Origin of the sequence: Pseudomonas sp. F3-2 (assembly GCF_038804275.1) — a bacterium.
Classification (GTDB): Bacteria; Pseudomonadota; Gammaproteobacteria; order Pseudomonadales; family Pseudomonadaceae; genus Aquipseudomonas.
In genome coordinates, this window is sequence record NZ_CP152388.1 from 1,507,663 (window position 1) to 1,527,694 (window position 20,032).

General features: G+C 60.2%; 18 protein-coding genes. 12 read left to right on the forward strand and 6 right to left on the reverse strand.

All coding sequences use genetic code 11. The features are described from left to right. Positions 1–542: 542 nt before the first annotated feature. From rmuC to AAGQ88_RS06910, 3 genes are all read left to right on the forward strand, one after another. A complete protein-coding gene (gene rmuC / locus AAGQ88_RS06900) occupies positions 543–1,907 on the forward strand; it encodes a DNA recombination protein RmuC (protein WP_177182113.1) in 1,365 nt (454 codons plus the stop codon). A 469-nt stretch (positions 1,908–2,376) separates the two neighbouring features. Further along, positions 2,377–3,828, forward strand: coding sequence for an NCS1 family nucleobase:cation symporter-1 (locus AAGQ88_RS06905; protein WP_342654815.1), 1,452 nt, complete (start codon positions 2,377–2,379; stop codon positions 3,826–3,828). 181 nt (positions 3,829–4,009) lie between these two features. Beyond that, the gene (locus AAGQ88_RS06910; protein WP_342654816.1) at positions 4,010–4,135 is read left to right on the forward strand and encodes a PA1414 family protein; all 126 of its coding nucleotides are present in this window, start codon (positions 4,010–4,012) and stop codon (positions 4,133–4,135) included. Between the two features lie 166 nt (positions 4,136–4,301). Here AAGQ88_RS06910 and AAGQ88_RS06915 read toward each other — a convergent pair whose 3' ends face one another. The 3 genes from AAGQ88_RS06915 to speB all read right to left on the reverse strand — a co-directional run bounded on the left by AAGQ88_RS06915 (position 4,302) and on the right by speB (position 7,382). Then, entirely contained in the window at positions 4,302–4,607 is a 306-nt protein-coding gene (locus AAGQ88_RS06915; protein ID WP_285425100.1) for a hypothetical protein, read from the reverse strand. Between the two features lie 231 nt (positions 4,608–4,838). Beyond that, on the reverse strand, positions 4,839–6,218 hold the full coding sequence (locus tag AAGQ88_RS06920) for a sodium:solute symporter (protein WP_342654817.1): 1,380 nt from the start codon (positions 6,216–6,218) through the stop codon (positions 4,839–4,841). 213 nt (positions 6,219–6,431) lie between these two features. Further along, positions 6,432–7,382 (reverse strand): agmatinase, encoded by a 951-nt coding sequence (speB, locus tag AAGQ88_RS06925; protein ID WP_093460720.1) that lies wholly within the window; start codon positions 7,380–7,382, stop codon positions 6,432–6,434. Between the two features lie 219 nt (positions 7,383–7,601). On the opposite strand from speB, the gene AAGQ88_RS06930 reads away from it, so the two are divergent. Both AAGQ88_RS06930 and AAGQ88_RS06935 read left to right on the forward strand, forming a co-directional pair. After that, positions 7,602–8,495 carry a LysR family transcriptional regulator gene (locus AAGQ88_RS06930; protein ID WP_342654818.1) on the forward strand — a complete coding sequence of 298 codons (894 nt, stop codon included), beginning with the start codon at positions 7,602–7,604 and terminating at the stop codon, positions 8,493–8,495. Between the two features lie 12 nt (positions 8,496–8,507). Next, a complete protein-coding gene (locus tag AAGQ88_RS06935; protein ID WP_342654819.1) occupies positions 8,508–9,101 on the forward strand; it encodes a DTW domain-containing protein in 594 nt (197 codons plus the stop codon). Between the two features lies 1 nt (position 9,102). On the opposite strand, the gene AAGQ88_RS06940 is transcribed toward AAGQ88_RS06935, so the two are convergent. The 3 genes from AAGQ88_RS06940 to AAGQ88_RS06950 all read right to left on the reverse strand — a co-directional run bounded on the left by AAGQ88_RS06940 (position 9,103) and on the right by AAGQ88_RS06950 (position 11,586). Beyond that, the gene (locus AAGQ88_RS06940; protein ID WP_285425096.1) at positions 9,103–9,321 is read right to left on the reverse strand and encodes a DUF6316 family protein; all 219 of its coding nucleotides are present in this window, start codon (positions 9,319–9,321) and stop codon (positions 9,103–9,105) included. A 263-nt stretch (positions 9,322–9,584) separates the two neighbouring features. After that, entirely contained in the window at positions 9,585–10,199 is a 615-nt protein-coding gene (locus AAGQ88_RS06945; protein ID WP_285425095.1) for an NAD(P)H-dependent oxidoreductase, read from the reverse strand. Beyond that, complete coding sequence (locus tag AAGQ88_RS06950) at positions 10,192–11,586, reverse strand: class II fumarate hydratase (RefSeq protein ID WP_093460710.1); 1,395 nt, start codon at positions 11,584–11,586, stop codon at positions 10,192–10,194. The genes AAGQ88_RS06945 and AAGQ88_RS06950 overlap by 8 nt, the downstream gene beginning before the upstream one ends. A gap of 261 nt (positions 11,587–11,847) precedes the next feature. Between AAGQ88_RS06950 and AAGQ88_RS06955 the strand changes: the two genes are divergently transcribed. From AAGQ88_RS06955 to AAGQ88_RS06985, 7 genes are all read left to right on the forward strand, one after another. Continuing rightward, positions 11,848–12,384 carry a DUF2059 domain-containing protein gene (locus AAGQ88_RS06955; RefSeq protein WP_093460708.1) on the forward strand — a complete coding sequence of 179 codons (537 nt, stop codon included), beginning with the start codon at positions 11,848–11,850 and terminating at the stop codon, positions 12,382–12,384. 12 nt (positions 12,385–12,396) lie between these two features. Then, positions 12,397–12,693, forward strand: coding sequence for a BolA family protein (locus AAGQ88_RS06960; RefSeq protein ID WP_342654820.1), 297 nt, complete (start codon positions 12,397–12,399; stop codon positions 12,691–12,693). Positions 12,694–13,024: 331 nt separating this feature from the next. Next, the gene (locus AAGQ88_RS06965) at positions 13,025–13,996 is read left to right on the forward strand and encodes a rhodanese-related sulfurtransferase (protein ID WP_285425093.1); all 972 of its coding nucleotides are present in this window, start codon (positions 13,025–13,027) and stop codon (positions 13,994–13,996) included. A gap of 36 nt (positions 13,997–14,032) precedes the next feature. After that, positions 14,033–14,635, forward strand: a complete 603-nt coding sequence (locus AAGQ88_RS06970; protein WP_342655755.1) for a DsbA family protein — start codon at positions 14,033–14,035, stop codon at positions 14,633–14,635. Positions 14,636–14,678: 43 nt separating this feature from the next. Beyond that, positions 14,679–16,466 (forward strand): ABC transporter ATP-binding protein, encoded by a 1,788-nt coding sequence (locus tag AAGQ88_RS06975; RefSeq protein WP_342655756.1) that lies wholly within the window; start codon positions 14,679–14,681, stop codon positions 16,464–16,466. Positions 16,467–16,729: 263 nt separating this feature from the next. Continuing rightward, positions 16,730–19,195, forward strand: coding sequence for an EAL domain-containing protein (locus tag AAGQ88_RS06980; RefSeq protein WP_285425092.1), 2,466 nt, complete (start codon positions 16,730–16,732; stop codon positions 19,193–19,195). 36 nt (positions 19,196–19,231) lie between these two features. Further along, positions 19,232–20,032: an iron-containing redox enzyme family protein gene (locus AAGQ88_RS06985; protein ID WP_342654821.1), complete on the forward strand. Its 801-nt coding sequence runs from the start codon at positions 19,232–19,234 to the stop codon at positions 20,030–20,032.

Below are 20,032 nucleotides of genomic sequence, written 5' to 3' on the forward strand. Positions count from 1 at the left end.
TTTGCCGCAATTTCAGCCGAATTAAGCACCCATTCGCCCATCAGGCGATGCGCTTATAGCGAATGGAAATTGACTTGTGCACATTGCGACAGGTAGCTGCCATCTCACTGTCACATTGCCCGCTAACAGATTGATTTCATGCAGCCAATTATTAAGTCAATGAAAACCATCGCTTTTTTTTGTTGGTGAAAAAATCGTCAGTTTGAACGCAGGCCCCATTCTGCGTGCGTTTGCGGGGGATCACTGGGCGTTGTCCACTGAGTTATCCACAGCTTCTGTGGATTGTCCCAAGCGCTTGCTCTAGTACGCGGCTTTGCGTTTTCAAGCCAGGCTCGGTTCCATCGCTTTGCAATCTCGCATGCGGATCTGACGTCACCGGCGGATCTGCGCATAATGCTGCCTGCGAGAATGATGGAGTCTGCATTTTGATGGGTTTGGAGCTGACCAGCCTGCTGCTGGGATTAGGCATCGCGGCGTTGCCGCTCATGGCACTGGCCTGGCAACTGCAACGGCGTATTGCCCGGCACGAGGCGCAGGCGGTGCTGCTGGACGAGCGCTTGAGCAATGCGCAGATGGCGCAGGACGGGCTCAATGCCCAACTCGACGCCTGCCGGGACGAGATCAGCGATCTGGGGCAGGCCAATGCCGCCAAGCAGGCTGATCTGGCCGCCCTGCGACGCGAGGTCGAGCTGTTGCGCCTGCAGCAGGAAACGGCGCGCGCGAGCGAAGAACAATGGAGCCACGAACGCGCAGTCAAGGAACAGGAACTGCGCCGCCTGGATGCCCAGTGCGCCTCGCTTGGTGCCGAACTGCGCGAGCAGGAAGAAAGCCATCAGCAGCGCCTGACTGACCTGCAGGGTTCTCGCGACGAATTGCGCGCGCAGTTCGCGGAGCTGGCCGGCAAGATCTTCGATGAGCGCGAGCAGCGTTTCGCCGAGACCAGCCAGCAACAATTGGGGCAACTGCTCAATCCGCTGAAAGAACGCATCCAGTCATTCGAAAAGCGCGTAGAGGAGAGCTACCAGCAGGAAGCCCGCGAGCGCTTTTCGTTGGGCAAGGAGCTGGAGCGTTTGCAACAGCTCAATCTGCGCCTGAGCGACGAGGCGACCAACCTGACCCGCGCGCTGAAGGGCCAGAAAACCCAAGGCAACTGGGGCGAGCTGATTCTGGAACGCGTGCTTGAGCACGCGGGCCTTGAGAAGGGCCGCGAATACCAGACGCAAGTCAGCCTGAAAGGCCCGGACGGCGAGCGTTTCCAGCCCGACGTATTGATCATGCTGCCCGGCGACAAGCAAGTGGTCGTGGACGCGAAGGTCAGCCTGACGGCGTATCAGCAATACGTATCCGCCGAAGATGAAGCGATTTCTCAGGTCGCCCTGAAGCAGCACGTGCTCTCCCTGCGCAACCATGTGAAAGGGCTCTCCGGCAAGGATTACAAACGCCTGGAAGGCCTGCACAGCCTGGATTTCGTTCTGCTGTTCGTGCCGATCGAAGCGGCATTCTCAGCAGCCCTGCAGGCGGAGCCCACGCTGTTTCAGGAGGCGTTCGACCGCAGCATCGTGATTGTCAGCCCGACCACGTTACTGGCAACGCTGCGGGTCATCGACAGTCTCTGGAAGCAAGAGCGGCAAAGTCAGAATGCGCGGGAGATCGCCGAGCGGGCAGGCTGGCTGTACGACAAATTCGTGCTGTTCATTCAGGATCTGGATGAAGTGGGCAATCGTCTGCAGCAACTGGACAAGGCCTACAGCGCAGCGCGCAACAAGCTGACCGATGGACGCGGCAACCTGGTCAGCCGCAGCGAACAGCTCAAGCTGCTGGGCGCACGCGCAAGCAAACAGCTGCCTGCGGACCTGCTCGAACGCGCGATGACGGATGAAGACGGGCTGGTTCAACTGCCGGAGTAAGACGTCTGTCTCTGCTGGGGAGTACCTTGCAAGGCGACTGCTGGGGGCCGTCCGGTGAGCGGTCCCCTCGACGAAGAACATCAAGGCCTGCAACAGATCATAAGGCCTTCCGGCCAACGCCGATGCCTGAGGACGACGCTGCATTCACCCGAACAATCGAAAGACATCCTGTATACAAAATTTCGCCATCGTTCTCTGCGCATGCACTTGCCATTCAGCGTGCACCGCCTTCAAGCACGGCTGCACTGTCAGCGAGCGTCAAACGCTCGAACCCCATTGATGTCGTATCGCTATCTTCTCCTGCTGACTTCATCCGGATGCCGCAGAGCTCGCGGCCTGAAGCGAGGCTGACGGGCGTCTGGCACGCATTCTGCCTTCCAGTTCGTATACAACCCACGCTCGCTCCCGTACGCAGTGTGGTCGCTGTCCTGCTTATGGGAGCCAGTTCGTCCTGTCAGGGAGAAATGCGATGACCGAGCCAATGCCCAAGGGCTACAGCCCCCGTCTTTATAATCAGGATCTGGGGCCGTTGCCGCAGAAGTGGACCTGGTACAACATTTTTGCGTTCTGGATGAGCGACGTGCACAGCGTGGGCGGTTATGTGTTCGCCGCCAGCCTGTTCGCGCTTGGGCTGGCGAGCTGGCAGGTGCTGATCGCGCTGCTGGTCGGCATCTGCATCATTCAGGTCATCGCCAACTTGCTGGCCAAACCCAGCCAACAGGCCGCTGTGCCCTATCCGGTCATATGCCGTCTGGCGTTCGGCGTATTCGGCGCGAACATTCCGGCGGTGATCCGCGGACTGATCGCGGTGGCCTGGTACGGCGTTCAGACGTACCTGGCGTCAAGCGCGCTGATCATCGTGGTGCTGCGCTTTTTCCCACAGATGTCGGTGTACGCCGAACCTCATTTTGCTGGCCTGTCCTACCTGGGGTGGTTCGGCTTCCTCGCGTTGTGGCTGGTGCAGGCCGCCGTGTTCTGGACCGGGATGGATTCGATTCGCCGTTTTATCGATTGGGCCGGACCGGTGGTGTACGCGGTCATGTTTCTGCTGGCGGGCTGGATCGTCTGGAAAGCCGGCTGGGCCAACATCAGCTTTACCTTGTCAGAGAAATCGCTGACCGGCTGGGAGGCGTTTTCTCAAGTGATCATGGCCACGGCGCTGGTGGTGTCTTACTTCTCGGGCCCGACGTTGAATTTCGGCGATTTCAGTCGCTACTGCCGCAGCATGGCTGAAGTGCGCCGGGGCAACTTCTGGGGTCTGCCGGTCAACTTTCTCGCCTTCTCTCTGGTGACCGTGGTCATCGTTTCCGGCACATTGCCAGTGTTCGGCGAGATGCTTCACGATCCGATCGCTACCGTTGCGCGCATCGATAACGATGTGGCGGTTCTGCTCGGCGCGTTTGCGTTCGTGACCGCGACCATCGGCATCAACATCGTCGCGAACTTCGTGTCTCCGGCATTCGATTTCGCCAACGTCGCACCCAGCAAAATCAGCTGGCGCGTCGGCGGCATGATCGCGGCCATCGCTTCCATCTTCATCACGCCCTGGAATCTGTTCAACAACCCCGCCGTAATCCATTACACCCTCGACGTCCTGGCGGCATTCATCGGCCCGCTGTTTGGCATCCTGCTGGTGGACTATTACCTGATCAAGAAGCAGCAGATTGACGTCGACTCGCTGTTCAACGACGGCCCTGGCGGTAGGTACTGGTATAACGGCGGAGTGAATTACACGGCGGTGAAAGCGCTCATTCTCGCGACGCTGGTCGGCATCGCCATTACCTTCATCCCGGCATTGCAGCCGATGGCCAACTTCGCATGGTTTACCGGATGTTTCCTCGGCGGGGCGTTGTTCTTCCTGTTCGCCAGACGCGCGCAAGCCCACGAAGGCGCGGCGTTGACGCCTGCCGTGACTGGATGAACCGCGTGCCGTTTGTCGCGTGACGCGTCCAGATTCCGGATTTGGACTGTCACAGCGTAAAGAATGGGAAAATTTCCTGCCGCGACACTCGGTAGCAGGCGTAAAGTGCGACTTAGCACTATGATCTGCGCTAAGCAGATCAGAAGTTGGCTGCCGAGTATTTCCCTGAAGGGGGCGTTAAATGAACAGCAAATTGCAAGAATGGCTTCACGATGTAGGTGTTGCGCTGGGCTTGATCGAACGGCCGAAACTGCAGCCGGTACCTGTCCGTTCCGATGATGACGAGCGCCGTCGTCCTCGCCGTTGAACCACTGATCCGGTCCCGTCTTTCCGGATTTGGACTTCCCATCGGCGGCGCTATTGCCTGATAGCCCGCTCGCACTTCTCCACTCGCTGCGATCCGCCAGCGAGTTTTTCAGCAGCCGGCTCCCATACCGAAATCAAACGCATCTGCGTTCACTTGAACGCGTATTTCAGCCCTTTATTTTTTTCACGATCAGCTCGACCAGTCCTTCAGCCGTGAGCGTGCTTTGCGGCTCGGCATGGTATTCCTCCACGTTCTCCTGAACGCCAAAAGCTTCGAGAAATTCGTTGAGGGAATCTTTTGGAAGGGGGATGTTTGAATCGCTGCGCAGGGCGTCGAGGAAGTCGACGACATCATCCTTCTCCAACATGAATTCGGTCAGTTGCGGATCGCCGTCCTCCTGAATGAGCGTCTTGTCGACCAGAATTTTCCCCAAGGCGTCATCTACGTGCTGTCTCACTTCGTCTTTGTCCATGGCGGGCCTCTGCTGATGTGTCTGAAATCACCTCGACTGCTGTGACAGAGGCTGTCGGTGGAAGGCCAAAGATTTCGTCGCTCACGAGCGCGTGTGAAAAGCCGCTTCGTTGGCAGTCCTGACGTTAAGGCTAGTTCAACTTGAAGCGTCAGGAACGGGCTGTATGTGCTGTTTTTTTTGTAACCGCGCATAAAAAAGGCGCCCGCAGGCGCCCTTGTCTGGTGGTCTCGATCATGCCGCGCTGGCGACGGCTACCGTACGTGGCGACACCAGACTGACGATCACGAAACTGACCAGACCGACCGCCAGGCTGTAATAAATCGGCGTGTTGGCGTCCAGGCCGTCCTTGAACATGAACACCAGTGCAGTGACGAACCCCAGGGCCATGCTGGTAATCGCGCCGGCGGTGGTGGCGCGATTCCAGTAGATCGCGCCGATCAACGGAATCAGCATGCCGCCGACCAGCAGGTTGTACGCCAGGGTCAGGGCACTGATCACGTCGTTCACCACCAGCGCAATCGCCAGTACGACCACGCCGGTGAGTGCCGTAAAGAGGCGGTTGATGCCCAGGCTCGATTGTTTGCCACCGCGCAGCCGGGGCAGCAGATCCTCGGTCAGGGTGGTGGACGCGGCCAGCAGACCCGCGCTGGCGGTGGACATCATGGCCGCGAGCGCAGCGGCGATCACCAGCCCGCGAATGCCGTCGGGCAGCGACGCTTTGACGATGGCGGCAAAGGCGGTGTTGACGTTGGCCAGATCCGGCAGCAACACGCGGGCGGCCATGCCGATCAGTGCACACGCCAGGCCGTAGAAGATGCAATAGACGCCGGCGATGGAGCCTGCGTATTGCGCGACTTTTTCGGTGCGCGCCGTGAACACGCGCTGCCAGATGTCCTGGCCGATGAGAATGCCGAAGAAGTAGATCAGGAAGTACGTGATGATCGTGTCCCAACCGATGCTCGTCCAGCTGAAGCTTGTAGCAGGCAGTCTGGCGACCAGTTCGTCCCAGCCGCCCACTCGATACAGGCAGATCGGCAGCAGGATGAACATCAATCCCACGGTCTTGATGACGAACTGAACGATGTCGGTCAGGGTCAGCGACCACATGCCGCCGATGGTCGAATACACCACGACCACGCCGCCACCCAGCACGACCGAGATCCAGAAGGGCAGGTCGAACAGCACTTGCATGACCGTGCCGATCGCGAGAATAGACGTCACGCCGATCATCAGCGCGTAGGCGAGCATGATCACCGCGCTGGCTTGGCGCGCCATCGGGTTGTAGCGTTTTTCGAGGATTTGCGTGACGGTGAAGATGCGCAGTTTGAGCAGAGGTTTGGCGAGGAACAGGTTCAGCGCGATGATGCCCAGGCCCAGTGCGGCACACAGCCAGAAGCCCGAAATGCCGTGAACATAGCCCAGACGCACAGTGCCGACCGTGGAAGCGCCGCCCAGAACCGTAGCGGCCATGGTGCCCATGTACAGGCTTGGCCCCAGATTGCGTCCGGCAACCAGGTAGTCTTCATGGGTCTTGGCCTTGCGCATGCCGTACCAGCCCAGTACCAGCATGCCGGCCGCGTAGATCAGTACGACGAAAATATCTAAAGCCATGGAGTGTCTCCAATCATTGTTTTTATAGTGAAGCGCGCATCATCCGGCTGAGAGGGCACAGGCGGTCAGCGGTGAAGGCTGTTTATCGTGTTGTGGAGCGATGAGTTTTTGTAGGGGCGCGCTAGCCCGCGATTGCAGGTTGCCAGTGACCTCTCTGGCAGCTGACACGTTGCATTCGCGGGCAAGCGCGCTCCTGCGGGTTCAGCGTGGTTATCAGCGGTGCGCGACACCCGGCAGCACGCAGAGCATTTCGTACAGCAGGTTGGCGCCCAGCAGCGAGGTGTTACCGGTGGTGTCGTAAGGCGGCGAGACTTCTACCAGATCGCAACCGATCAGGTCCAGGCCCTGGCAGCCGCGAATGATCTCGATGGCTTGAATAGTGGTCAGGCCTCCGATTTCCGGGGTGCCGGTGCCGGGCGCCCAGGCCGGGTCGATGCCGTCGATGTCAAAGCTCAGGTAAACCGGGCCGCCGCCGACTTTTTCGCGCACTTCGGCCATCAGCGGTTCCAGCGACTTGTGCCAGCATTCTTCGGCCTGCACGACGCGGAAGCCCTGCTTGCGGCTCCAGTTGAAGTCTTCGGCGGTGTAGCCCTGCGCGCGCAGACCGATCTGCACCACACGGTCGCAATCGAGCAAGCCTTCTTCCACCGCGCGGCGGAAGGTGGTGCCGTGAGCGATCTTCTCGCCGAACATGTGATCGTTGACGTCAGCGTGTGCGTCGATGTGGACCAGGCCGACCTTGCCGTGCTTCTTGTGGATGGCGCGCAGGATCGGCAGGGTGATGGTGTGGTCGCCGCCGAGTGTCAGCGGGATGATCCCGTGTTCCAGGAAACCGTCGTAGGCCTCTTCGATGATGCGCACGGCATCCAGCAGGTTGAAGGTGTTGATCGCCACGTCGCCGATGTCGGCCACCGAAAGGGAGTCGAAAGGTGCAGCGCCGGTGGCCATGTTGTAGGGGCGAATCATCACCGATTCCGCGCGGATCTCGCGAGGCCCGAAACGGGTGCCGGCGCGCAGCGAAGTGCCGATGTCCAGCGGCACGCCGATGAAAGCGGCATCAAGGCCAGCGGGCGATTGCAGGTGTGGCAGACGCATCATGGTTGCGATGCCGGCGAAGCGCGGCATTTCGTTGCCGCCCAGTGGTTGGTGGAAAATCTTGTCCACGGGATTGCCTCATCGGTGAGTAGGGTGAGTTATCAGACTGGGGCCGATTCTGCGAAGCGCACGCGGTGCGAACAATCGCTGAGGCAAAATACTTAGTTCAGAGATTTCTGAACTATCGTCTGAATCAGGTTAAGCTGCCGCGCCTGGACGGCCCGGTCTTAGCGACAGCCGCTGCCAGGGTTCTGACTGATTCGAGCACGTGATCTTTCCGGTGTTTTCATGGCTAACGCATTACCCGATCTGAAATTGCTGCGCATCTTCGTCTGCGTGGTGCGCCATCAAGGTTTCGCCAGCGCGCAGCAGGAACTCAACCTGTCGACCTCCGCCATCAGCACGTACATGAGCCAGCTGGAGTCGGCGCTGGGCATCGTGCTGTGCCATCGCGGGCGAGGGGGCTTCAGCCTGACCAGCAAAGGCGAGCTGTTTCATCAGGAAACCTTGCGCCTGCTCGGCGAGCTGGAGGGCTTCGAGCTGTACGCTGCGGCGCTCAAGGGCGAACTGCGCGGCACGCTGAATCTGGGCGTGCTGGATTCGACCGTCAGTGATCGTGCCTTGCCGTTCGCCGAAGTCATCGGCGCCTACAGCGAAGAACACCCTGCGGTGCACTTGCACCTGTCGGTCATGAGTCCTTACGAACTGCAACTGGGCGTGCTGGACAATCGCCTGGACCTTGCGATCGGGTCGTTTTCGACGCGCATGAACGGGCTGCTGTACCAGCCGATGTACCGCGAGCAGCATTGGTTGTATTGCAGCAACCGCCATCCGCTGTTCGCCGAGCGGCGTATTCCGGAGCCGGTCATCACCCAGCAACGCATGGTGGGCCGGGGTTACTGGAGCCAGGCTGAACTTGCGCGCCACGGTTTCAAGCACAGCGCGGCCACAGTGGAAAGTATGGAAGCGCAGCTGATTCTGGTGTTGTCGGGCGCGTATATCGGCTATTTGCCCGAGCATTACGCGCAGTCGTGGGTCGATTCGGGGCATCTGCGGGTTCTGCTGCCGGCCACGTTCGGTTATCAGGCGCCGTTTTCGATGATCCTGCGCCGTGGCCGCAGTCGCGAAGCGTTGATCCAGACGTTCCGTGATCTGCTCAAAGCGCAACTGAACCCCGTCTAAGGACCGCCCACGATGTCACGAGCCCGCTGCGAGCGCTGCCTGCGTCCCGAAAAACATTGTCTGTGCTCGCTGATTCCGCGCCTCGGCAGCCGGACCCGGGTGCTGATCCTGCAACACCCCAGCGAGGTCAACCATGCGCTGAACACCGCACGTCTGGCGGCATTGGGGCTTGAGAACGCACAGCTGCTGGTGGGGGAAGTGTTCGAGGATCTCGCCCGACAGCTCAACATTCCCGGTTATCAGGCACGTTTGCTGTTTCCGGGAGAAGCGGCAAACGCGCTGAATGCTCAGTCAGATGAACAGCCGCCGACGCTGCTGGTGGTGCCCGACGGCACCTGGCGCAAGGCGCGCAAGCTGCTGCACCTCAACCCGCTGCTTGCCGCATTGCCGCGGGTAACCCTCAGCGAAGCGCCGTCTTCGCGCTATCGGCTGCGCAAGGCACCCGACCCCGATGCCTTGTCAACGCTGGAGGCCATTGTCCATGCGCTTCAGACGCTGGAGCCGGCGACGTCATTCGATGCCCTATTGCGCCCCTTCGATGCGTTGATCGAAGGGCAGATTGCAGCGATGGGCGAGGACACGTTTCGCCGCAATCATCAGAAGTGAGTCAGGCGTTCAGTGACGACGCATCGGGGTTTGAAAACCGCCCAGCCTGCATGCGGCGGATATAGGCTTCGGTTTCCCGCTCGGCGTCCTCCTTGCTGGAGAACGGGCCTTCAAGGGTGTTTTCTCGTGTACTGAAAAAGTACAGGCCATTGACGCGGGAAACGCGGTCGCTGCGAAAGTGCACGGTGACGTCTGGATCTTGTTCACGCTTGCTCAACATGGCCTTCTCCGGCGAGGGGAGTGTGGGGGTAGGAATCAGGACGGCTAAACCTTGTGTCACGATGGCCAACTGACGATTCCACAGCGTGAGACGAAAAAGTCGGCTGGACGTTCGATAATTTACTCCAAACCACAGGGTTTGGTGCAGTGCCGTGAAGCGGCGGGTTCGAACGCACCTGCCAGCTCGCAAATTCCGAGAGGCCCAGCGAGCCGGCCCCCTCGATTTTTACCTGCGCCATTGAACATGCTCAAGCGCCGGAAGCGTCAGCGCTTGCCCAAGGCTTCGGCCTGATGAATCCACTGCTGGCGCTGTTCTTCGGTGGACGTGCGCACTGGGGAAAACTCCGTCAGGCGTGTCGTCTTGATCCCGCAGAACTCCAGGATCGTCTTGATCATCTGCCGATGAGCCGGCGCCTTGAAGACCCAGCGGAAGTACCGCGAAGGCGTGTCCATGGTCACCAGCAATTCCGCGGTGCGGCCCTTGAGCAACTCGTTGGACGGATGATGGCGCCCATGGGCCTTGAAGGCGAAACCGGGCATGAACACCCGGTCGAAGAAGCCGCTGAGCAGGCTTGGCAACCCGCCCCACCAGACCGGGTAAACGAACACCAGATGCTGGGCCCAGTGAATTTCACGCTGGGCTTCGAGCAGGTCGTGTTCCAGTGTCTGGCTCGATTCATAGCCGCCGTGCAGCACCGGATCGAAGTCCATTTCTTCAAGTTTCAGCACCCGCACCACATGACCCTGGCTGCGCGCGCTCTGGGCATAGGCTTCGCCCAGCGCGTGACCGAGGCTGATGGTCTTCGGCGTACCGATGATCATCAGGATGCGCTTGCCGTACCCTTCCAGTGGGGTGGCGCCGCTGATTGGCTCAGCCATTGCTGCCCGCCTCAAGCATCTTCTCAGGCCGGACCCAGGCATCGAACTCGGCATCGGTCAGAAAGCCCAGTTGCAGCGCGGCTTCGCGCAGCGTCAGGCCTTCGCTGTAGGCTTTCTTCGCGATCTGGGCGGATTTGTCGTAGCCGATGTGCGGGTTAAGCGCCGTTACCAGCATCAGCCCCCGCTCCAGGTGCTCGGCCATCTTGCCGGCATCCGGCTCCATCCCGGCGATGCAGTGCTCGTTGAAGTTGCGGCAGCCATCGCCCAGCAGGCGAATCGATTGCAGCAGATTGTGGATGATCACCGGCTTGAACACGTTCAACTGCAGATGACCCTGGCTGGCGGCAAAGGCGATCGTGGTGTCGTTGCCCATGACCTGGCACGCCAGCATCGACAGCGCTTCGCACTGGGTCGGGTTGACCTTGCCTGGCATGATCGAGCTGCCGGGCTCGTTGGCTGGCAGCTTGACTTCGGCCAACCCGGCGCGCGGGCCGGAGCCCAGCAGACGCAAGTCGTTGGCGATTTTCATCAGCGTGACCGCGAGGGTTTTCAAAGCGCCGGAGAGGGCGGTCAACGGCTCGTGGCCGGCGAGTGCGGCGAATTTGTTCGGCGCGGTCACGAACGGCAGCCCGGAAAGCGCGGCCAGTTCGGCGGCGACTGCTTCGGCAAAACCATGCGGAGAGTTCAGCCCGGTGCCGACGGCGGTGCCGCCCTGAGCCAGTTCACAGACGGCGGGCAGGGCTGCGCGGATGCTCTTCTCGGCGTAGTCCAGTTGCGCGACGTAAGCGGAAAGCTCCTGGCCGAAGGTGATCGGGGTGGCGTCCATCATGTGCGTGCGGCCGGTTTTCACCAGTTTCATGTGCCGCGACGATTGCTCGGCGATGCCGGCGGACAGCTCGGCGATGGCCGGCAGCAGTTGCTCTTTGACCGCCTGGGCCGCTGCGATGTGCATGGCCGTCGGGAAACAGTCGTTGGAGCTTTGCGAGCGGTTGACGTGGTCGTTGGGGTGAACCGGCGATTTGCCGCCGCGACCTTTTCCGGACAGCTCATTGGCGCGACCGGCGATCACCTCGTTGACGTTCATGTTGCTCTGCGTGCCGCTGCCGGTCTGCCAGACCACCAGCGGAAACTGGTCATCGAGCTTGCCGCCGAGCACTTCATCGGCCGATTGTTCGATCAGGCGTGCGATATCGGCAGGCAGGTCGCCGTTGCGATCATTGACTCGCGCGGCGGCTTTCTTGATCAGCGCCAGCGCATGCAGGACAGGCAACGGCATGCGTTCCTGACCGATGGCGAAGTTGATCAGAGAGCGTTGCGTCTGCGCGCCCCAGTAAGCGTCTTCTGGGACTTCGATCGGACCTATGCTGTCGGTTTCGGTACGGCTCACTGGACTCACTCCTTAAGGTCAATTGCGCAGTTTTAGTACCCGCAAAGCCGGACGGGTTCCCGGTAGCGGCCAGGTGGCAGGCACTGGAGAGGACAGTGTGCGACAAAACGCCGGAAAAGGTCGCCTTAAACCTTCGTATACGCGCTTTTGTCCGTCGCGTGTGACAACCGCTCGTAGGGACAGGGGTTGAGCGCAGTGCGCAAAGGGGCGCAGAATGCTCGGCCTTGGGGTTTTGCCTCGCCTGCTAGATAAGGAAACTCGATGACCCGTCTTCGTGCCATCTGTGCTGCGGTCGCTCTGGTATGTGCCAGCGGCCAGGTTCTCGCCGACACCGCCAGCCATGACGCCAGTGCTGTAGCGTTCCTCAAACTGGCTCACGCCGATCAACTGGGTGCGCCGGTTTACATGCAAGTCCAGCAGATGTTCGCCCAGCGTTTTGCCGAAACCAAAGCGCCAGCGTCCAAGCAAGCCACCCTTGAAACCTACCAGGCCAAAGCCAATGCTGCGCTGGATCAGGTCATCAGCTGGGACAAGCTGCAGCCAGACATGGTCAAGCTGTACACCTCGAACTTCACCGAAAGCGAGCTCAAAGACCTCGTCGCTTTCTACCAGTCGCCGCTGGGCAAGAAAGTCCAGGCGAAAATGCCGCAGATCAGCCAGCAGTCCTTCCAGCTGACGCAAAGCAAGCTGGAAAGCGCGGTGCCTGTGGTCAACAAACTGCTGGCCGACATGACCAACGAGCTGACGCCGGCGGGCAGCAAGCCAGCCACCGCTCCGGCTCCCGCCAAGAAGCCATAAGCGAAGCCCGACATGAGCATGCAACAGCGAATCGAATCCGCGTTGGCGGTCTTTCAGCCTGAGTACCTTCAGGTGCTCAATGAAAGCCACATGCACAGTCGCGGCACGGACACTCACTATAAGGCCGTGGTGGTCAGCGAGCAGTTCGCCGGCCTCAACGCAGTCAAGCGCCATCAGAAGGTCTACGGCCTGCTCGGTGGCTTGATGGGTGAGTTTCACGCGTTGGCGCTGCACACCTACACGCCGCAGGAATGGTCGAAACTGGGCACCGCGCCTGCATCGCCGACCTGCGCCGGTGGGCATGACTGAGCAGGTGTTCAACCCGCTCTTAGCCCGTTTCGATGAATGAATGCGTGCCCCTCGTGGGTGCGTATTCATTCCGGGCGGCGCTCCGCGACACGCTGGCCTGCCAGCGCAACGCGTCTGGGTCCCCGGTTTTCTGCAATTGAATTTGCGCCACCGGCAAGTTCGGTGTCTGGCGTGTCTGTTGACCCACGTCAATTCCCCGCTGATCCAGCGCCCTGTCTGCTGCCCTCAGATCTTTGCTAGAATCCGCGCCGCGTTGCCCGCTTGGCCCGCATTCACTTGAATCATCACATCCGGTAGGCCCTTTGCGAGGGTCACCACCTGGAGACGCAACATGACCCAAACCGCACCCATCGTCGTCGCGGCGCTGTACAAATTCGTCACCCTTTCGGACTACGTCCAGCTGCGCGAGCCGCTGCTCGAAGCGATGATCGCCAACGGCATCAAAGGCACCCTGCTGATCGCCGAAGAAGGCATCAATGGCACGGTTTCCGGTACCCGCGAAGGCATTGACGGGCTCATGGCCTGGCTCAAGAACGATCCCCGCATGGACGATATCGACCACAAAGAGTCGTACTGCGATGAGCAGCCGTTCTACCGCACCAAGGTCAAGCTGAAGAAAGAAATCGTCACCCTCGGCGTGCCCGGCGTCGACCCGAACAAGGCTGTTGGCACCTATGTCGAGCCACAGGACTGGAACGCGCTGATCGCAGACCCCGAAGTGCTGCTGATCGACACCCGCAACGACTATGAGGTTTCCATCGGGACGTTCGAAGGTGCCATCGACCCGAAAACCACCACGTTCCGTGAGTTTCCCGAGTACATCAAGGCGAACTTCGATCCGGCCAAACACAAGAAGGTCGCGATGTTCTGCACCGGTGGCATTCGCTGTGAAAAAGCCTCCAGCTACATGCTTGGCGAAGGCTTCGAAGAGGTTTACCACCTCAAAGGCGGCATTCTCAAATACCTCGAAGAAGTGCCCCAGGAAGAAAGCCAGTGGCGGGGCGACTGCTTCGTGTTCGACAATCGCGTCACTGTCCGTCATGACCTGACCGAAGGCGACTACGATCAATGTCATGCGTGTCGCACGCCGATCAGCGCCGAAGACCGTGCCAGCGAGCATTACTCGCCCGGTGTCAGTTGCCCGCATTGCTGGGACTCGCTGAGCGAGAAAACCCGGCGCAGCGCCATCGACCGGCAAAAGCAGATCGAGTTGGCCAAGGCGCGCAACCAGCCACATCCGATCGGGCGCAACTACCGTCTGCTGGACGCTCAGGCTGCCGATAACCACACCCACGAGGCCTGAGTCATGCATGCCCGCCTGCTCTACGTGATGGACCCGATGTGCTCCTGGTGCTGGGGATTCGCCCCGGTGGCCGAAGCACTGGTCGAGCAGGCGAGGGCCGCGGGCCTGCCGTTGCATCTGGTGGTCGGCGGGTTGCGCACCGGCAGCGGCGCATCGCTTGAGCCCTCGACTCGGCGCTACATTCTCGAACACTGGCAGGCGGTGCAGAACACCACCGGCCAGTCGTTCAAGTTCGACGGCGCGCTGCCCGACGGATTTGTCTATGACACCGAACCTGCCTGCCGCGCCATCGTCGCCGCCCGCAGCCTGGCGCCGGACATTGCCTGGAAGCTGGTCAAGCACATTCAGCAGGCTTTTTACCTCGAAGGCCGCGACGTCACTCAGGCGTCGGTGCTGTCCGAGCTCGCTGAAACCGCCGGTCTGCCGCGCATCGAGTTCGCCGATGCGTTCGACAGCGCCGAGCAGCGCGCGGCCACCGCTTCGGATTTCTCCTGGGTGCAGGACCTGGGGATTGCCGGGTTTCCGACGATGCTGGCCGAGCGCAATGGTCAACTGGCGTTGCTGACCAATGGCTATCAATCGCTGGACGAACTGGCGCCGTTGCTCAGCCGCTGGCTGGAGCGCGCCGCCAGTGCGTGATCCCGCCGAGATCGAACACCGCCCTCAAGCGCCGGATGATTCACTGGCGCACGTCGACCGCCTGAGTTGGGCGCAGATCCGACGTCTGGCCCTGCAGCATAAAAAAGCGCTGTGGATCGCCAATGGCGTCGCCGTTCTGGCTGTCCTCTGCTCGGTGCCGATTCCCCTGTTGCTGCCCTTGCTCGTGGATGAAGTGCTGCTGGGCAAGGGCAATGGCGCGCTGGTCTTCATGAACCAGTTCCTGCCCGAGAGCCTGCACAAACCGGTGGGGTATATCGGCCTGATGCTGGGTGCGACGCTGTGTCTGCGCTTGGGCGCGCTGCTGTTCAACGTGATTCAGGCACGGCTGTTCGCGGGGCTGGCCAAGGACATCGTCTACCGCATCCGCACGCGGCTGATTGAACGATTGAAGCGCATTTCCCTAAGCGAATATGAAAGCCTGGGCAGTGGCACGGTGACTGCGCATCTGGTCACCGATCTGGACACGGTGGATAAATTCGTCGGCGAAACGCTCAGCAAGTTTCTCGTGGCCATGCTGACACTGACCGGCACTGCCGCGATTCTGGTGTGGATGCACTGGCAACTGGCGCTGTTGATTCTGCTGTTCAATCCGTTGGTGGTGTTCGCCACGGTGAAGCTGGGCAAGCGCGTCAAACACCTGAAAAAACTCGAGAACGACAGCACCTCGCGCTTCACCCAGGCGCTGACGGAAACCCTGGACGCGATTCAGGAGATCCGCGCCAGCAATCGTCAGGGGCATTTTCTGGGCTTGCTCGGGTTGCGTGCGCGGGAAGTCCGCGATTACGCCGTGTCTTCGCAATGGAAAAGCGACGCGTCAGGCCGCGCCAGTGGCCTGCTGTTCCAGTTCGGCATCGATATTTTCCGGGCGGCAGCCATGCTCACGGTGCTGTTCTCCGACCTGTCCATCGGCCACATGCTCGCGGTGTTCAGTTACCTGTGGTTCATGATCGGCCCGGTCGAACAACTGTTGAACCTGCAGTACGCGTTCTATGCCGCGGGCGGTGCGTTGACGCGCATCAATGAACTGCTGGCCCGCGCTGATGAGCCGCAGTATGAAGGGCAGGTCAACCCATTCCTGGGCCGCGAAACGGTCAGCATCGACGTGCGCGGCCTGTGTTTTGGTTACAACGACGAACGGGTGCTCGACCAGCTCGACCTCTCCATCAGCCCTGGCGAGAAGGTCGCCATCGTCGGTGCCAGCGGCGGTGGCAAAAGCACGCTCGTGCAACTGCTGTTGGGGCTGTACAGCGCCAAAGCCGGGACCATTCGTTTTGGCGGCGCCAGCCTGCAGGAGATGGGGCTGGACACGGTGCGCGAGAACGTCGCGGTGGTGCTGCAACATCCGGCGTTGTTCAACGACACGGTGCGCGCCAATCTGCTCATGGGTCGAGAGCGCGACGACGACGCCTGCTGGCAGGCGCTGGAGATTGCCCAGTTGGACGCAACCATTCGTGCGCTGCCTCAGGGGCTGGACAGCGTCGTCGGGCGCTCCGGGGTGCGACTGTCCGGCGGGCAACGCCAGCGCCTGGCGATTGCGCGCATGGTCCTGTCGGACCCCAAAGTGGTGATTCTCGATGAGGCGACGTCCGCTCTGGACGCGGCCACCGAATACAACCTTCATCAAGCGCTGAACCGCTTCCTCAGCGGCCGCACCACGCTGATCATCGCTCATCGTCTTTCCGCCGTTAAGCAGGCCGACCGGGTGCTGGTGTTCGACGGCGGCAGCATCGCCGAAGACGGCGACCATCAGCAACTGATTGCCGATGGCGGTCTTTATGCCCGTTTGTATGGGCACCTGCAGCAGGTGTGATACATCCCGTCGGTTTTTCGCAGTGCTTTATGCAAATGGCGCATCGCCAGTGGAATACGTCAATTCTTGGGCTACGCTAGAGCTCTGTGCGTAACGAACGTGTGAAAAGCGTCATATTTACGTCTTTGAGATCCATCTGGATGGAATAGCGCAAAGACGTAAGATCGCCCGCTGCATCGTGGAATTAGCCGAGTTCTCCGGTTTCAGAAAGGTAGTCTGGATCGCAGAAGTGAGTATCTGGCAGTGCTGATGAAAGGGACACCATGAAGCAAAAGCGGATTCTCGAGAAGCCACGTCTTCTGGGTATCGTGTGGCCATTTATCGCCGTAGTGCTGTTACAGGCGCTGCTCGGCTGCGTCAGCCTTTATATGATGTCGGCGGTGCGCAGTTACGTCGGCGGTGAAAGCCTCTGGTCCAAGGGCCAGAAAGACGCCATTTATTACCTCAATCTCTACGCCAACAGCCGCGATGAGATCAATTACCTGAAATACCAGCAGGCCATCGCCATCCCTCAGGGCGGCCACGATCTGCGGATCGCCATGGATCAGCCTGTTCCTGATATTCCGCGCGCCACGGCTGGCATTCTGCAGGGCGGAAACCACCCCGATGACGCGAAGAGCATCATCTGGCTTTATCTGAATTTTCGTCATTTCAGTTACCTGGAGAAGGCCATCGATCTGTGGAAGATCGGTGACAACTACCTGGTGCAGCTCGATGAAGTCGCGCGGGAAATGCACGAGCGCATTCTCGAAGGCGGCGTGACGAACAGCGATGTGCTGGTGTGGCGCCAGCGGATCAACGCGATCAACGAAGGCGTCACGCCAGCCGCAACGGCGTTCAGCGATGCGTTGGGCGAGGGCTCGCGGGTCATCCTGCGGATCCTGCTGGTGGTCAATCTGGCGACCGCGGTCTGCCTGATCATTCTTGCGTTGCTGCGCACGCATAAACTGCTGGAGCAACGACACGCCTTCGCCACGGCCTTGCAGACCGAAAAAGACCGGGCGCAGATCACGCTGGAGTCCATCGGCGACGGCGTCATCACCACCGGCGTCGACGGCGCCATTGCCTACATGAACCCCGCCGCCGAGCAACTGACCCACTGGAAAAACGAGCAGGCGGCAGGATTGCCCCTCGCGGCGCTGTTCAACCTCATTGACGAAAACGATCAGAAAGACAGTTCGACGCTGCTTGAACACATGCTCAGCGGCAAGCTGGGTGGCGGCAGTGAGAATTCCCGGGTGATTCAGCGCCTGGACGGCAGCACGGTGTCGGTGGCGCTGGTGGGCTCGCCGATTCGCACCGAGGGCAAGGTCAGCGGCGCGGTGCTGGTGCTTCATGACATGACGCAGGAGCGTCAATACATTGAGAATCTGTCGTGGCAGGCGACCCACGATGCCCTGACCGGTCTGGCCAATCGCCGGGAATTCGAATACCGACTGGAACTCGCCCTCAACGGCCTGGCCAGACAGCCCGGACACCACACCCTGATGTTTCTGGACCTGGATCAGTTCAAGCTGGTCAACGACACCAGCGGCCATGCGGCGGGGGACGAATTGCTGCGGCACATCTGCACCCTGCTGCAACAAGGCATCCGCGACGGCGATACCCTGGCGCGGCTGGGCGGCGATGAGTTCGGAATCCTTCTCGAGCACTGTGCGCCCGACGCCGCCGAACGGATTGCCGAAGGGCTGCGCGAAACCGTCGAGAGCCTTCATTTCGTCTGGAAGGGCCGACCATTCGTGACCACCGTCAGCATCGGCCTGGTTCACCTGTCTCAGGCGCCGATGACACTGGAAGCGTCGCTGCGCTCGGCCGACATGGCCTGCTACATGGCCAAGGAAAAAGGTCGCAATCGCGTACAGATCTATCACGACGACGATTCCGAACTGTCCACCCGTTTCGGCGAGATGGCCTGGATTCAACGGCTGCACATGGCCCTCGAAGACAACCGCTTCTGTCTCTACTCCCAAGAGATCGCGGCCTTGGGACGTGAGGCGGGGCAGGGCACGGGGCACATCGAAATTCTGCTGCGTCTGCGTGACGAGTCCGGACGCATGATCCTGCCCGACAGCTTCATTCCAGCCGCCGAGCGCTACGGCATGATGACCACCCTGGACCGTTGGGTGGTGCAAAACGTCTTCAAGATCATTGCCGACTGCCTGACCAGTAATCATCGTCAGGGTCCGCTGGCGGTCTGTGCGATCAACTTGTCCGGCACCAGCATTGGTGACGACGCCTTTCTCGAATATTTGCGACAGCAGTTCCAGATCTACGCAATACCCCCTGAACTTATCTGTTTTGAAATCACCGAAACCAGTGCAATTGCCAATCTGGGCAGTGCCATTCGGTTCATTAATGAACTCAAGAGTCTGGGGTGTCGTTTTTCACTGGATGACTTCTGTGCAGGGATGTCGTCATTCGCTTACTTGAAGCACTTGCCTGTGGATTTTCTGAAGATTGATGGCAGTTTCGTAAAGGACATGCTCGATGACCCGGTCAACCGGGCGATGGTGGAAGTGATCAACCATATCGGGCACGTAATGGGTAAACAGACGATCGCCGAGTTCGTCGAGAGCCCTCAGATAGAGCAGGCATTATTGGAAATCGGTGTGGACTACGCTCAGGGGTATGTTATCGAGCGACCGCAATTATTCACCTGCGAATGTCTGCACGCACGGCCCGCGAGGCAGACCCCCATGTTATTCAGCGCACCTGGGACTTTTCGCTGAATGGCACCGATGGAACATCAAATAAGGAGCGACATAGTGATCGATATGTTCATAAGAACCGGTCCGCTGATGGATGCCAGCAGTTACCCCGCCTGGGCGCAGCAATTGATCAAGGATTGCAGCGACGCCAAGGAAAGAGTGGTAGGGCATGAACTTTATCAACGTATGAGAGATGGGCGGCTCAGTTCGAAAACCATGCGCCAGTATCTGATTGGTGGCTGGCCTGTGGTTGAACAGTTCGCGGTCTACATGGCACACAACCTGACCAAAACCCGTTTCGCCCGACACCCGGGTGAAGACATGGCGCGTCGCTGGCTGATGCGCAATATTCGGGTCGAACTCAATCATGCCGATTACTGGGTAAACTGGAGCGCCGCGCACGGCGTCACGCTTGAAGACCTGCAGGCGCAACTTGTGCCTTCTGAACTGCACGCGCTGAGCCACTGGTGCTGGCACAGTTGCTCCTCCGATTCGCTGGTCGTCGCAATTGCCGCGACCAACTATGCGATTGAAGGCGCCACTGGCGAATGGTCTGCTGTCGTGTGCTCGCAAGAGACCTACGCAGACATGTTCCCGCCGGATCAGCGCAAACGGGCAATGAAGTGGTTGAAGATGCATGCACAATACGACGACGCCCATCCCTGGGAAGCCCTGGAAATCATTTGCACGCTGGCCGGCAACAACCCCAGCGAGCAATTGCAGGCGGACCTGAGAATGGCGGTCTGCAAGAGCTACGAGTACATGTACCTGTTCCTTGAGCGCTGCATGGTTCAGGAACGATCGCAACAGGAGTCCAACGCACCGCTGCGCGAGCGTCGCTTCGCGCTCGGCGTCTAA